The organism is Aquimarina mycalae (assembly GCF_029906345.1).
Lineage (GTDB): Bacteria > Bacteroidota > Bacteroidia > Flavobacteriales > Flavobacteriaceae > Aquimarina.
Genome location: NZ_JARYGY010000004.1, coordinates 86350 through 102001 on the forward strand (window position 1 = coordinate 86350; position 15652 = coordinate 102001).

Sequence of the window (15652 nt, forward strand, 5' to 3'; positions counted from 1 at the left end):
ACAATAAAAAACTTTCGCCTATCCAAAATAAGCGGTTGCAAATATACTGCTAATTAATTAACTGACAAACATTTTACGCTTTTATGGGATGCGAATTATGCTTTTTTTTGATGTTCCAACTATCTTTTAATAATTGCATAAAAGACAATGTAAGTACAAATGTAGTTGCAAAACCCATAATTGCCGCCACAAAAACCACAATTCCTACGCCAACATGATAATGAGAGCTCCAATTTGCAAGCATTTCCGGAAGAAAATTTGTATTAATATTGGTTACATAAATAGCAAAGAAAATAGTAAAAATTAACGTTGCATTAAACCCAGTAAACAATCCAGCCATAAAACCTTTTTGATATTCAAAAGCACCTCCTTTTTCAACCTTATAGTCTTTCATGGCTTTATATAATCCTATAGCTACAATAATTCCATTACCTAAACTAAAAACTGGATTGGTTTGGACTCCAATTAACGATAGAATTAAAAAATAGACAATAAGTCCAATTGAGATCATAACACCATATTTAACAGGAATAGTTGACTTTTTCATAATTCTATATATTTGGTTTAACAGAAATTTATGAATTCTTAGCGGTTTTTCGCCTTAAAAAACTGTTAATTTATTGCTATTAAGTACTTTAGCACAGATCTCTACTTTTTTTCATATAAAGTTGTAACAAAACACGATATTTACACACAAATTCTTTTAAACAAAATTATTACTAATGAAAAATAAACTTTATGCAATCGCTTGTGGGCTTATGATATCTATATCTGCTAGCGCACAAGAAGTAGAATTTACAGAATATGATCTGGATAATGGTCTTCATGTAATTCTACATCAAGACAATAGCGCACCTGTTGTCACCACTTCTGTTATGTACCATGTAGGAGGAAAAGATCGTACAGAAGGACGTACAGGATTTGCTCATTTCTTCGAGCACTTATTATTTGAAGGTACCAAAAATATAGGAAGAGGAAAATGGTTTGAAATAGTATCTTCTAATGGAGGTCAAAACAATGCCAATACTTCTCAGGACCGAACATATTATTATGAAGTATTTCCTTCTAACAACCTACAATTAGGATTATGGTTAGAATCAGAACGTATGTTACATCCTGTAATTGACCAAAAAGGTATTGACACACAACAGGAAGTTGTAAAAGAAGAAAAAAGACTCCGTTACGATAATTCTCCATACGGACAATTTTTACCTGTTTTAGGAAAAAACTTATTCAAAGCGCATCCATATAAGGATCCTAATATTGGATACATGAAAGATTTGGATGCTGCAACTTTAGAAGACGTAATTGCTTATAACAAAAAATACTATGTTCCAAACAATGCGGTATTAGTTGTTGCTGGTGATATCAAGATTGATGAGACTAAAAAGTTAATCAATGAGTATTTTGCTCCAATTCCAAAAGGAGAAGAAGTATTAAGAAATTACCCTAAAGAAGAACCTATTACACAGGAAATAACTACGAAGGCGTATGATCCAAACATACAGATACCAGCTACTGGAGTAGCGTATAGAACTCCTGGTTTTAAAGAAAGAGACGCCTATGTTCTGGAAATGATTTCTACATATCTTAGTGATGGGAAAAGTTCTAAACTATACAAGAAAATGGTGGATGAACAAAAACAAGCATTACAAGTTGGGGCATTTAGTATTCCTCAAGAGGATTATGGAATGTATTTAGTTTTTGCACTTCCTGTAGGAGACACAAAACTCGATGTTTTAGTTAATGAAATGGAAGAAGAAATTGCCAAGGTAAGAACCGAGCTTATTTCTGAAAAAGATTATCAAAAATTGCAAAACAAGTTTGAAAATCGTTTTGTTAATTCCAATTCAAGTGTATCAGGAATTGCTAATTCTTTGGCAAGATATAATATGCTTTATAACAATACTAATCTAATCAATAAAGAGATCGAAATCTACCGCTCTATAACTCGTGAGGAGATTAAGGAGGTTGCAGAGAAGCATTTAAAACCTAATCAAAGATTAGTAATAGATTACTTACCAAAAGAAAAAGCCGAAAACTAAGAAATATTAAAACATGAAAAAAATACTTATAACATTGGTTTTGGCTTTTATGGTCGTAAACCTACAAGCTCAAGTAGATAGGAGTAAAATGCCAAAACCAGGGCCTTCTCCAGAAATAAACCTAAAAGAGGCACAACGTTTCGAATTAGGCAATGGACTAAAAGTGTTGGTTGTTGAAAATCATAAATTACCAAGAGTTAGCATCCAATTACAAATTGATAACTCTCCTATAGGAGAAGGAGATAAAGCTGGTGTAGCTAGTCTTACTTCTAGTTTACTAGGAAATGGTTCTAAATCAATTTCCAAAGATGATTTCAACGAAGAAGTAGATTTCTTAGGTGCCAGTATGAATTTTGGATCTCAAAGCGCTTTTGCTTCTTCACTTTCTAAATATTTCCCAAGAATTATGGAATTAATGGCTGATGCAGCGATTAATCCTAATTTCACTCAAGAGGAATTCGAAAAAGAAAAAGCAAAATTAATTACAGGATTAAAAACCCAAGAAAAAGACGTCTCTTCTATTGCAAGTAGAGTACAAAATGCACTTGCATATGGTGTGCAACACCCTTATGGTGAATTTGCTACAGAAGAAACTGTAAACAAGGTAACACTTGCTGATGTTGAAAAATTCTATTCTGATTATTTTACCTCTGCAAATGCTTATTTAATTGTAATCGGTGATGTCAAATTTGATGAAGTACAGAAATTAGTTAAGAAAAATTTCACTCCTTGGGCTAAAAAGACGTCAATATCTGTTGGTTACACTAAACCATCAAATGTGCAGTATACACAAATTAATTTTGTAGATGTTCCTAATGCAGTGCAATCAGAAATCGCGGTTCAAAATCTAGTAGATCTTAAAATGAGTGATCCTGATTATTTTTCTGCACTTGTAGCCAATCAAATTTTAGGTGGAGGTGGAGAAGCTCGTCTTTTCTTAAATCTTCGTGAGGACAAAGGATATACTTACGGTTCTTATTCTAGAATAGGAAATGACAAATACGCTCCTTCCAGATTTAGTGCAACTGCAAGTGTGCGTAACGTTGTTACAGATAGCTCTGTTGTTGAGATTTTAAAAGAAATCGATCGTATCACTAAAGAACCAGTTTCTGCAGAAGAATTAAAAAACACTAAAGCAAAATATCTTGGTAATTTTGTGCTTGCACTAGAAAGACCTGAAACTATTGCTCGTTATGCTTTAAATACTGAAACAGAAGGATTACCTAAGGATTTCTATAAAACCTATATAGAACGAATTAATTCAATCACGGTAGAGGATGTTCAAAAAGCTGCTAAAAAATATTTCAGCTCAGGTAATGCTCGTATAGTTGTTACAGGAAAAGGAAGTGATGTTATAGAAAATTTGGAAAAAGTGACTTTTAATGATAAAAAAGTACCTGTTTTCTATTTTGATAAGTTTGGAAACAAAACAGAAAAACCAGATTATAATGCTGCCACACCAGAAGGTGTAACCGCTCAATCAGTTTTAGAGAATTACTATAAAGCTATCGGAGGAAAAGATAAGCTAGAAGCTGTACAATCTACATTTTTTACTGCTGAAGCTCCTTTTAACGGGAACACGCTAGGGTTAATATCTAAAACAACCGCTAAAAACCAATCACTGCTTGAGGTTAAGTTTGGGGCTATGACTGCTCAAAAAGTTGTTTTTGACGGTGAAAAAGGATATGTAATGGCACAAGGTCAACGAATGGATTACACTGATGCACAAATTACGGATGCTAAAAGTGATTCATATCCTTTTGCTGAACTTAAAAACTCTGCAGCTACTTTGGATGGAGTACAGCCTTATGAAAATGGCAAAGCATATGCTATTAAACTAAGTGATAAAAAAACAGCTTTCTTTGATACTGAGACTGGCTTAAAAGTAAAAGAAGTAACGATACAAGAACAAGCAGGACAGAAAATTCCAGTTGCTGTTATGTATAGTAACTATAAAGAAGTTAATGGAATTAAGTTCCCTTTTACAATTTCTCAATCTTTAGGACCTCAGAAAATTGACTTTACGGTAAAAGAAGTAAAAATCAATGAAGGAGTAACTGAAGAAGATTTTAAATAGTATTTATTCTATTAATACCTTATTCATAAAGGTTCGTTCTTTTGCAGAACGGACCTTTATTTATTTCTATTAGCTAGATACACTCCCAGAATAATAACTCCTGCAGCAATTACTTGATAAAAAGAAAATTCTTCTCCATCAAGTAATCCCCACGCTAAAGCAACAATCGGAATCGTATATGTCACTGAAGTTGCAAAAACAGGGCTACTAATCTGCACCAACTTATTAAACAAAACCTTAGCAATACCAGTACCTACTACAGCAAGAATAGAAATATACATTAAACTTGTATGCACTACTGGATTAGCCATTACTTCGGATTTAAAAAAATCCGAGCAATATAAAACTATCAAAGAGGGAATTACTAAAACAATAAAATTACCATTAGCAATTGCCATCGGAGAGATATTTTGCATATATCTTTTTATGATATTTACATTAATTGCATAACAAACAGACGCACATAGCACCAGAGAAGCGTACCAATAATTCTGATGAGGATTTATAGAAGCACCTTCCCATATCAAAGCCAAACATCCTATTAATCCTACAATAACACCAAGTAATTGGTTTTTATTAAAGCTTATCGAAAAGATTAAAGTTCCTAAAATTAAAGTGACTAATGGAGTTGTAGAGTTTAATATAGAAGCTATTGCACTATCTATTTCTGTTTCTGCAAAAGCAAATAAAAACGCTGGAATAAATGTCCCTAAAAAACCAGATATAATTACCCACTTCCATTCGTTTTTCTTAATAGTCTTAATACTCTTATAACCAACTAAAAATAAAAACACTGCTGCAAACAATGTTCTTAACGCTCCTAATTGCATAGGAGTCAACCCTATCAATGATTTTTTTATTAGTATAAATGAGCTTCCCCAAACTACGGATAGTACTGCTAAATATATCCATTTTACATTTGTGTTTTGCATGTGCTGTTTTATAAGCTGCAAAAATCATTAAAATTATGAAAGTAATGATGCGGTATAGATAAAAATTAACTACAGTTTAGCTTTATTCTTTCCATTGTATAGTTTCCATAAAGTGAATAATATCATTTCTCAGATATTTTGCTGCTGGAAGTATGGAATCGTAATTTGGTTTTACTTTAAAATAAACAGAGCCTGATACAAAATGATGTAGACTATCTGTTACATAAAACTGACAAGAAGAAGCAGCATTGCCTGACACCTCATATATTCTTCCATATACTTTTTTTTCTGGATACACAAAGTCTTTTGGCTGGATAGCATCTGCTTTTATAAAATGTTCTTGAGTAAGGTTCTGCGCATCTCTAAGCAATGAATCCAAATTATTCTCTATATCATAATAAGAAACATAAATCGTTGCCTTTAATTTTGGATAATTAATATTATACCAGCAAGCTCTATTTCCTTTAGCTTTTTGAAATTTCGCAATTTCATTTTTTTCAAAACTATAAGAACAATCTAATGAGGATTTTTCATACTTAGGAGATGGATAATCTAACCTTAGCATCGCTTTCGGCTTTGGCAACGTATCACCTCCACAAGAAAATAAGGCACACACTATAATTCCTAAAAATAATTTGCTCAACGCATTATTCATTGATTGTCAATTTTATTCGTTTTATTCGTTTTTTATCTAGGGATTCTATTTTAAAACTATATTTCCCTAACACTACTGTTTCTCCCTGTTTAGGAAAACTTCCTAGTATTTCTAATAATAATCCAGCGACCGTTTCTGCATCCCCTTTTTTGTTCTCAAATATTGAATTATCCTCTAATTTAAGTACTTTATAAAAATCTTTCAACGATGTTCTTCCTTCAAAAACATAATTATTATCATCTAACTTAGAAAATATTAAATCTTCATCATCAAAGTCATTACTAATATCTCCAACTATTTCTTCTATAATATCCTCTAAGGAAATTAAACCACTGGTACCTCCATATTCGTCTACAACAATCGCCAAGTGATTCTTTTTATCTTTAAAATCATTTAGCAAATCATCTAATTTTTTATTCTCAGGAACAAAATAAGGTTCTCGTACCAAACTAACCCAATCTACTTGTTTATCGTTAATATACGGCAATAGATCTTTTACATATAGAATCCCTGTTACTTTATCAATACTGTCTTCATATACAGGAATACGTGAATATCCATGTTCAATGATTTCAGGAATAATTTTGGCATATTCTAATTCACGATTAAGCGCAAAAATATCAATCCTTGGCCTCATTACCTGTTTTGTATCTGTGTTTCCGAAGGACACAATTCCTTCTAATATTTTCTTTTCTTCAGAAGTGGTATCCTTATCTGATGTTAACTCTAAAGCCTGAGATAATTGATCAACGCTGATATTTGACTTTTGTTTTCCTAATTTATTATGAATACCAATAGTTACAGCTCGCATTGGAAAACTAATTGGAGAAAAAATCCAATCCAAAACACCTAACGGTCTTGCCATAAAATTAGCAAACTTTACCTTATTTCTACTAGCATAGATCTTAGGCAAAATTTCTCCAAAAAGTAAAATCAAAAAGGTAACTAGTCCTACCTCTATAATAAAACGAAGATTTAACCAATCTAAATCAAACAATTTAATATCATCAAGGCTTTTAAAATAAATCTCCCCCAAAGAATCAAATAGTAATACAATAGCGATATTAATAAAGTTATTAGCAACCAATATAGTAGCCAATAACTTCTTTGGTCTACTAAGTAGTTTTGAAATTATCTTTTGGTTAACAGTAGGATCTTCTCCATCTATTTTTAGGTCTGAAGGTGTAAGCGAAAATAACGAAACCTCGCTTCCAGAAATTAAGGCAGAACATACCAATAATAAAATAAGGACAAGCAAATTAATTGCTTGCATCGAATCAAAAACAAATAATGAAATCAACAAAGGTTCAGGATCAGGGTCCAAATTATATGTATTTAGTTAAACATATCAGAACGGAAGATCATCTTCTTCCATATCTGGAGATGAAGGCGAAACGGATTGTGAGTTATCAACCGATTGAGTGTTCACCACTGGTTGTTTTTGCTCAATTATCCCAGCCTGTGGATTTTCCGTTTTTGGTGTTAAAAATGTAAAATCCGTACATTGTATTTCTGTACTATACCTATCTTTCCCTTGCTCATCTTGCCACTTTCTGGTTTTAAGACGGCCTTCTATATAGACTTTATCTCCTTTTTTTAGGTATTTTTCACAGATTTCTGCAGCTTTATTACGCACAACAATATTATGCCATTCTGTAGAAGTAACTCGTTCTCCAGTAGTTTTATTCACATAAGAATCATTAGTTGCCAGCGGAAACCTACCAATACAATTCCCTCCTTCAAAATAATGCATTTTCACTTCATCACCAGTATGACCAATAAGCATTACTTTATTCAACGTTCCAGACATACACTTTATATTTATAGTAAATGTACTAAAAAAGCATCATACCTAAAAAAACCGATCTATAAAATTACCTAGTAATATAGGTACTGGATATGAATGAATCTTGTTTGATTCTATTAGCTCATATTCTTCTCTGATTTCTGGAGATTTATCGATCTTTATTATGTAGAAACGAGTATATAAATGTTGATGAGATAGCTTATGAACAACAAACTTTTCTTCAAAAAGAGTAAGCTCGATATCCATATCTTTTACTAGACTTTTATAAACAGTATCTTCTTTTATAGTTATTAGATCTAACTCGCCATCACCTTCTATTAAGGGAAATTCGTATAAATTTTGCCAAATACCTTTACCTCTTCTTTGTTTAATTATTGTTTGTCTATTATTAATTACGAATATCAGATAATTAAAATATCGCTTTTTGATCTTTAGTTTTTTTAGTTTAACTGGTAATGATACTACTGTTCCTTTTTGTAATGATCCACAACTATCATTTAATGGACATACAATACAATAAGGACTTTGAGGTTTACACTGCAATGCCCCAAACTCCATGATCGCCTGATTATAAGTTGCGGGCTGTTCTGGATCAATTAGTTCAAAAGCAATTTTTTTAAACTCTTTTATTCCTGTAGTACTATTAATAGGAGTATCAATATTAAAATATCTTGATAACACTCTATATACATTACCATCTACTACAGGAACTGCTTCATTATAACATATCGATGCTATAGCACTTGCTGTATAATCACCAACACCTTTTAACTTTAATAAATCCTTATAATTATCAGGAAAAACTCCATTGAGATCATTAGCTATATATTTTGCAGTAAAATGCAGATTTCTTGCCCTGGAATAATATCCCAATCCTTGCCATAATTTAAGCACCTGTTCTTCTTCTGCTTTTGCTAAATCAAAAACAGTTGGATATTGACCTGTAAATGCCAAATAATATGGTAATCCTTGTGCAACTCTGGTCTGTTGAAGTATAATTTCGCTCAGCCAAATACGGTATGGGTCGGTTGTTTCTCTCCATGGCATCGATCTTTTGTTTTGTAAGTACCACGAAATGAGTTTTTTAGAGAAAATCATAGTAAAATCTTATGTTTTGTAAAATTATACCTTTAAAAGATGATAATTTCATCTTAAGTATTGATATTTTGGATTTTAAATTGTTATATTTGCCCCCTTGAAAATTTAAAAACCCCTAAATAGGTAATATAATGACTAAAGCAGATATTGTAGCAAAAATTTCAGAAAAACTAGGAATTGAAAAAGGAGATGTTCAGGCAACTGTTGAAACCTTTATGGAAGAAGTAAAAAGTTCTTTAGAGAGCGGTGATAATGTATACCTTAGAGGTTTTGGTAGCTTTATCATCAAGACAAGAGCTGAAAAAACTGGCCGTAATATTTCTAAAAACACTACAATCAAAATTCCTGCACATAATATTCCTGCCTTTAAACCGGCAAAAGTATTTGTGGAAGGTGTAAAAACTAACGTAGAAGTTAAGTAAAACATTAATAATCAATAAATAGATCACACTATGCCAAGTGGTAAGAAACGTAAAAGACACAAGGTAGCTACGCACAAGCGTAAAAAGAGAAGAAGAGCTAATCGCCACAAGAAAAAGTAGTTTTCTAACTACTTTTTTTGTTTAAAAATGTTCTTTGAAATCGAAATAGAGTATCTTATATCTCTACCTTTATAAGACTTTGTTTCAACGGAATTATTAAAATTCCTGTGAAAAAATTGTTTAATCCATCTGTCTCGAATGTATCGAGGTGGATAAAAATCTAATCAGAGTGAACAAAGAATTGATCATTAGATCTGGTTCCTCTACTGATTTTGCCTTATTAAAAGATGGAAAACTAATTGAATTACATAAGGAAGAAGATGACAGTAACTTTGCTGTTGGTGATATTTTTATTGCCAAAATTCGCAAAGCTGTCCCAGGTCTTAATGCCGCATTTGTTAATGTAGGCTACGAGAAAGATGCATTTTTGCACTATCATGATCTGGGCCCTCAAATATCTTCTTTACTTAAATTCATTAAACGTGTAAGCACAGGTAAATTAAGAGATTATTCTTTAAAGGATTTTCCTTTTGAGAACGATATTGATAAACACGGTATTATTACAGACGTGTTAAAATCAAATCAATCGCTATTGGTACAAATAGTAAAAGAACCCATATCTACTAAAGGTCCTCGAATTAGCTCTGAGCTATCGATCGCGGGTAGATATATTGTATTAGTACCTTTTTCTAATCGAGTTTCTATTTCTCAAAAAATAGAATCCTCTGAAGAAAAAGAACGTCTGAAAAGACTAGTAAAAAGTATTAAGCCAAAAGGGTTTGGAATTATTGTACGTACGGTAGCAGAAGGCAAAAAAGTAGCAGAACTAGACAGAGATTTGCAAAATTTGGTGGATCGTTGGGAGTCCATGTGTAAGAAATTATACAAAGCACCCCATCCATCAAAAATTTTAGGTGAAATGAATAGAGCTTCCTCGATTCTACGAGATGTTTTTAATGACACTTTCACCTCCATTGTTGTAGACGAACAAGATCTCTACAATCAAATCAAAGATTATCTGCAAGAAATTGCACCAAAAAAAGAATCAATCGTAAAATTACACACGTCTAACGTTCCAGTTTTTGAAAAACATGGTATCGAAAGACAAATCAAAACAAGTTTTGGTAAAACGGTATCCATGAGTAAAGGAGCCTATCTTGTAATCGAACACACTGAAGCAATGCACGTCATTGATGTAAATAGTGGAAACCGATCGAACAAAGCCAAAAATCAAGAAGACACTGCACTAGAAGTCAACCTAATCAGTGCATCTGAAGTAGCCCGCCAACTACGTCTTAGGGATATGGGAGGTATTATCGTAGTCGATTTTATAGACATGAATAATGCCGATAACCGAAGAACACTCTTCAATCACTTACGTGAAGAGATGAAAGACGACAGGGCGAAGCACAAAATTTTACCGCCAAGTAAGTTTGGCTTGATTCAAATTACGCGACAACGCGTACGACCAGAAATGAATATCAAAACCCGTGAGGAAAATCCTAACGGAGGAAACGGCGAAGTTGAGGCGCCAATAGTTTTAGTAGATAAAATAAAGGTCGATTTAGAAAAATTAATTAAAAAAGAACATAAAAAGCTAACGCTTAGCGCGCATCCTTTTATTGCAGCTTTTTTAACTAAAGGATTTCCATCCACCCGATCTAAATGGTTTATGGACCACAAAAGATGGGTAAAAATAATACCTAGAGACGCTTACACGTATTTAGAATATCATTTCCACGACAAAGACGGTGAAATGATACAATAAAAAAATGAAACCCAGCATACTACAGTAGTATGCTGGGTTTTTTTATACCTATAATTTGAAAGTTCTTTTTTACGGTTGATAATCTGGATGCCCAGTTTGCCAAAAAGCAAAAGACAATGCATCCGCCATATCTTTGTAGTATTTAGACTTTGTATAATTTACACCATGACCAGAATTAAAATCTACCGAAAGTAAGATTGGTTTCCCTGATGTGTTTGCAGCCTGTAATCTTGCAGCAAACTTAGCAGGATCCCACGCAACTACTCTAGAGTCTTTAATCCCAGTTGTTATGTATGTAGCAGGATATGCAGCATTTTCCTTTATATTGTGATATGAATCCATCTCTAATAAAGCTCTAAATTCAATAGAGTCTTTTATAGAACCAAATTCTTTTATACTATTTGGACCATTAGGTTGTATTTCTGATCGTATCATATTCATTGCAGGAACATCGGCAAGCGCAACTGCAAAAAGATCTGGTCTTTCTGTTATAGATCTACCTACCATAATACCTCCAGCACTTACCCCATATATAACCGTTTTACGTTTAGATGTATATCCTTGTTTGATTAAATATTCAGTACAAGAAATTGCATCTTTCCAGGTATTAGGCTTAGAAACTTTATATCCAGCCTTATGCCATAAATCTCCTTTTTCTCCTCCTCCTCTAACATGCGGGATAACTAATACTCCTCCTTCTGTTACCCAAGTTAATAATGGAATCGAAAAAAAAGGGGTGAAAGAAGCACCATAAGAACCATACCCCAAAATCAAAGTGCTATTATTTCCATCCTTTTTTAGACCTCTTTTATGAATTATTGATATAGGTAGAATGGTATCATCGTGAGATTTAATTTCAATTTCTTCGACAATAAGGTCTTTGAATTTAGAATTAGAATTTTCTAGTAGCAAATCTGCTTTTTGAAAAACCTTCTCTTTAATATCATATTTATATAAACAGTAAGGAATAGTCCAACCTCTCATAGAAACATATAGATCTACTCCATTAGATTTTAAGTAGCTTCCTCCTGAAGGCTTTGGTAATTGGATTTCTTTTTCAATTAGATCTTCGGTCAAAACAAATAATTTAGATTCTACTCCATTTTTTAAGGTCGTAAAATAGATATCATCTTTGACTATTTCAAAATCCAGAATAACACTTTTTTCTTTTTCTGCAACCAGAATTAAAGGTTGTTGAAAATTAGGTCTTTTTAATGATGTCTTACAAATTTTAAAATTTGAAGCATTTTTTGCCGTAGTAAAGAAAATATCATCCCCACGAAGAATAAAGTCCTTTACTTTATCTTCTTTAGAAAACAATAAGTTCCAGTTTAAACTCTCTTTATTAATCCCCTTAATGGAAGCATAATACGTATCTTTATAACTGGAATCTCCATCCAAAATCCCAAACAAATATGAGTCTTTATTAGACTCATATTGTACAACTGGATAATCTTCTTCTTTAATATCCAATTCTGGGCAACTCTCTTTAGAAAAAATATCTTTCAGTTTTGTTGGATCCCCTCCTAATCTATATACAACAGATTTAGTATTCAACATAAATTCTCTCTCTGTTATATTTAACAGAGGTATATGTTGATATATAAATCCCGAGTTATCAGGAAGCCAACTTATACCTCCCAATGCTTTTGGATTAGCATTTGTAATAACATCAGGAGATATATCCTTAGATGTAACATCGACAATAATTAATTCAGAAACCTCTTCTCCTTCTTTAGCAAGACTTATCGCAATTTTAGTATCTCCCCAATTAGGCTTGAAATAGTTAATTTTATATTTAAAGCCAGAATTAACCTTATAATTTGCGGGATCATATAATACTATTTCATCTTTAGACTCCAAGCTATCTCTGTAATATAATTTAGGCGTCTCTTCTAAAGATGTTTGTTTTAAATAAAAATAAACACCATCATTTGTTATTCTCGTTTTAGAAATGTTAGTACCCTCCTTTTTATCATAGCTTTTTTGTTTTTCTAAAAAATTGTTTCTATTCGGAATAGTACTTAAAATGCTATTGCTATATGCTTCCTGCTTCTTTAACCAATTAACAACAATTGCATCTTCTAAATTTTCCAAATTCCTGTACGGGTCTTTAACGGATATCCCATAATACTTGTCTATTTTTAGTTTTGAAGGAGCTAGTGGTACACTTTTCTCAGTATTACAAGAAAAAATTATAACTAAAAAGAGAGAGACTTTTCTAAACATTTCTTGCAATATTACTTAATTATTGTTCTTCCTGAGTTGGGCAAGTAAATCGTTCACTTTTGCCTGGTGGAGTTCTTCCTCCATTTATAATATAAAGATTATTAAGTTTAGCGACTTTTAACTTTTCTAATTTTAATTTTCTTTTGTTGTGTGAATTTTTCATTTTTAAAATGTTTTAGGTTTTAATATTTCAAAACTACACATCTAAAAATATAATATCGCATAAAAACAGGAGTCCTTATCTGAATTCCAGAAAACAGACCTTTAAACACCTGAATATCAGTTAAAAATATTGATTTGTTATTTGTTATGTTCCACAAGTTTTTTGATAAAATAAGAGGGATATAATCCTGTTTTTTTATGGAAAGATTTAGAAAAAGCTTCAGTAGTATTAAATCCTATATCTTTTGATATTGCTTTAATTGTATAATTCCTAAACTTATTATCACTTCTTAGTTTATCTACAGCATGATCTATTCTAAGGTCATTTATATAGTTACTAAAACTTTTTTGTTTATATGAATTTACAATTTTTGAGAGATATTTAGAGTTGGTGCTAAATTCTTTTGCTAATGAATTGGTGGTAATGTCAGACTTTAAAAACCCCTTTTTTTGTTCAAAACTTTGCAGGGATTCTAAAATTTTATCAATAATTTCTTGAGCAATCTTTATGGAACTATTTGTTTTCTCAATTTTTTCCAAATCAACAGGTGTTTCTTTTCGGGTTTCTTTAGCCTGAAGTAGTTCCTCAAATCTTTTTTGATATATTTTTCTTTTTCTATAATTAAGAAATAATAATATAATTGTTAACGAACTTACACCTATCAAGATAGAAGTTAATAAAAAAGAATTCTTATTCTTACTTTCAAGAGAATCAATTATTTTTTCTTTTTCGTTAAGCAATTCTGGTGTATCATATTCTTTAATTATTCTCTCCTTTAGATAATTATTGCTAATATTCGAGATACTGTCAAATTTTAATATTTTTTCAATGTAAGCCAACTGATTACTTATATCCTCTTGTAATTTATAATACTTCACAAAATGTTCATAGGTCTCTCTTACAATTGGAGATGGATAACTAATAACATTATAAACAGAATCTACCTTTTTGAAATTTACATTCGCTTTATCTACATCATCCTGAATCATGTTAATTTTTCCCATGTAAAAATAAGCAGTGATTAGAAATGATTTATCTTCTAATTTAGAGATTTTGGAAAGTGATTTATAAATACTATCATTTGCTTCGTTAAACCTTTGTTTATGAAATAAGTTTATACCTTCATTAAGAATAAACCTGTTATAAATGTTATCGTTTACTTTTTTTGACAATCCAATTCCTTTATTAATAAAATAGGAAGAAGAATCCAATTGTTTATTTTTAGTATACGTTTCACTTAATAGCAACACTGATTTAAGAAAACCTCTTTCATCTATAGGTTTCTTAGATTCCTCATATTTAAAACATTCTTTTAATATAACTAAAGCTTCATCATAGTCTCCTGTTCTACTTTTTAATCTACCTATATTATGTTTAGTTATATATATGTACTCGGTATTATTCATCTCATATGCAGAGCTTAACGCATGCAAGTATGCATCTAATGCTTTTTTATACTCTCCTTTTTCATAATGATGCCCTCCTTTAAATGAATACGCCACAGTAGGATAATAATCATGACTTTTATCCTTACTTAAGTATATTGCTGTATCTATAAGTTTTAGTTTCTCTTCTTCTTCTCTTTGATAAGAGGCCAGAAAACTATATGCCTTAGCGGTTTCTATCACATTTTTCTCATCTTTACTTTTCTGCAAATAAGTATTTAAGTATATCAATGATTTGACAGTATCGTTGGCAACTAAGTAACAGTCATCATACAATTCTTGATACGTTTTATTTTTTAACGAGTCTGGAATTATATACGTTTCGTTTTGTTGAGAAAATGAAAAAATAGAATACAAACAAAGTATTACAATAAAGTATCTATACGAAGTATTAATTTTCATAGGTTTTAAAAGAGAATCGATGAAGAGTAATAATTAAGGTTTCATTTAAATTAGGTAGGTCTCATCCGTTTTTTATAAATCAATTTATCCTTTAAAGTCTATCAACCTCTCTATTTTTTAATATTTCTGCAAAAACTCTATTAGTTAAACATAACCAATTAATTATTGCTGAATGAAATAGCGAGCTTACACAAGTACAAAAGGTATTTAAAGTAATAAATGAATTCGTTGATATATGCATTTTAATAATTAATCTAGGGGAAATTAGTTCAGTAAACACATAAATATAGTGTTTTTATCCCGTAAACCTAAATTTTTACAAAACACACACAATTAATTGATTATAAGATTTTTACGTGTTTTTTACTTAGTCTGATTTCTCAGAATCCCGACTCTGTTTTCCCAGAATGGCGAGTTACAACGTTTGTTTTGTGCTTTTTTCTCAACCTATATTTGCCTTGATCAAACTTATAATGTTGCGCAACATTAGTAAAAGGAGTTTCCCGAAAATCCAAAAAAAAACAGAGTAGGGATTAAATTTTAAAACCG

At 31.4% G+C, this 15652-nt stretch carries 13 protein-coding genes; 4 read left to right on the plus strand and 9 right to left on the minus strand.

The window, feature by feature from the left end:
* Positions 1-73 precede the first annotated feature (73 nt).
* Positions 74-547, minus strand: a complete 474-nt coding sequence (locus QBK95_RS10585; RefSeq protein ID WP_280933429.1) for a DUF4199 domain-containing protein — start codon at positions 545-547, stop codon at positions 74-76.
* A 175-nt stretch (positions 548-722) separates the two neighbouring features.
* Here QBK95_RS10585 and QBK95_RS10590 point away from each other — a divergent pair, with 175 nt between their 5' ends.
* Entirely contained in the window at positions 723-2045 is a 1323-nt protein-coding gene (locus QBK95_RS10590; RefSeq protein ID WP_280933430.1) for a M16 family metallopeptidase, read from the plus strand.
* Between the two features lie 13 nt (positions 2046-2058).
* Positions 2059-4122 carry a M16 family metallopeptidase gene (locus QBK95_RS10595; RefSeq protein ID WP_280933432.1) on the plus strand — a complete coding sequence of 688 codons (2064 nt, stop codon included), beginning with the start codon at positions 2059-2061 and terminating at the stop codon, positions 4120-4122.
* A 56-nt stretch (positions 4123-4178) separates the two neighbouring features.
* Here the strand turns inward: QBK95_RS10595 and QBK95_RS10600 are convergent, their stop codons facing one another.
* The 5 genes from QBK95_RS10600 to mutY form a co-directional block, all read right to left on the minus strand.
* Positions 4179-5054 (minus strand): DMT family transporter, encoded by an 876-nt coding sequence (locus QBK95_RS10600; RefSeq protein ID WP_280933434.1) that lies wholly within the window; start codon positions 5052-5054, stop codon positions 4179-4181.
* Positions 5055-5136: 82 nt separating this feature from the next.
* Positions 5137-5709: a gliding motility lipoprotein GldD gene (gldD, locus tag QBK95_RS10605; protein WP_280933436.1), complete on the minus strand. Its 573-nt coding sequence runs from the start codon at positions 5707-5709 to the stop codon at positions 5137-5139.
* The gene (locus QBK95_RS10610; RefSeq protein ID WP_280933438.1) at positions 5702-7033 is read right to left on the minus strand and encodes a gliding motility-associated protein GldE; all 1332 of its coding nucleotides are present in this window, start codon (positions 7031-7033) and stop codon (positions 5702-5704) included. Before QBK95_RS10610 ends, gldD begins: the two co-directional genes overlap by 8 nt.
* Positions 7034-7057: 24 nt before the next feature.
* Positions 7058-7519, minus strand: a complete 462-nt coding sequence (locus QBK95_RS10615) for a single-stranded DNA-binding protein (protein ID WP_280933440.1) — start codon at positions 7517-7519, stop codon at positions 7058-7060.
* A 42-nt stretch (positions 7520-7561) separates the two neighbouring features.
* Positions 7562-8614, minus strand: a complete 1053-nt coding sequence (gene mutY / locus QBK95_RS10620; protein WP_280933442.1) for an A/G-specific adenine glycosylase — start codon at positions 8612-8614, stop codon at positions 7562-7564.
* 131 nt (positions 8615-8745) lie between these two features.
* Between mutY and QBK95_RS10625 the strand changes: the two genes are divergently transcribed.
* Positions 8746-9036 carry an HU family DNA-binding protein gene (locus QBK95_RS10625; protein WP_024768281.1) on the plus strand — a complete coding sequence of 97 codons (291 nt, stop codon included), beginning with the start codon at positions 8746-8748 and terminating at the stop codon, positions 9034-9036.
* 289 nt (positions 9037-9325) lie between these two features.
* On the plus strand, positions 9326-10864 hold the full coding sequence (locus QBK95_RS10630; RefSeq protein ID WP_280933458.1) for an Rne/Rng family ribonuclease: 1539 nt from the start codon (positions 9326-9328) through the stop codon (positions 10862-10864).
* A 69-nt stretch (positions 10865-10933) separates the two neighbouring features.
* Here the strand turns inward: QBK95_RS10630 and QBK95_RS10635 are convergent, their stop codons facing one another.
* From QBK95_RS10635 to QBK95_RS10645, 3 genes are all read right to left on the minus strand, one after another.
* Entirely contained in the window at positions 10934-13093 is a 2160-nt protein-coding gene (locus QBK95_RS10635) for a prolyl oligopeptidase family serine peptidase (protein ID WP_280933460.1), read from the minus strand.
* 19 nt (positions 13094-13112) lie between these two features.
* The gene (locus tag QBK95_RS10640; RefSeq protein WP_280933461.1) at positions 13113-13256 is read right to left on the minus strand and encodes a hypothetical protein; all 144 of its coding nucleotides are present in this window, start codon (positions 13254-13256) and stop codon (positions 13113-13115) included.
* Positions 13257-13393: 137 nt separating this feature from the next.
* Positions 13394-15103 (minus strand): AraC family transcriptional regulator, encoded by a 1710-nt coding sequence (locus QBK95_RS10645; RefSeq protein WP_280933462.1) that lies wholly within the window; start codon positions 15101-15103, stop codon positions 13394-13396.
* Positions 15104-15652 lie beyond the last annotated feature (549 nt).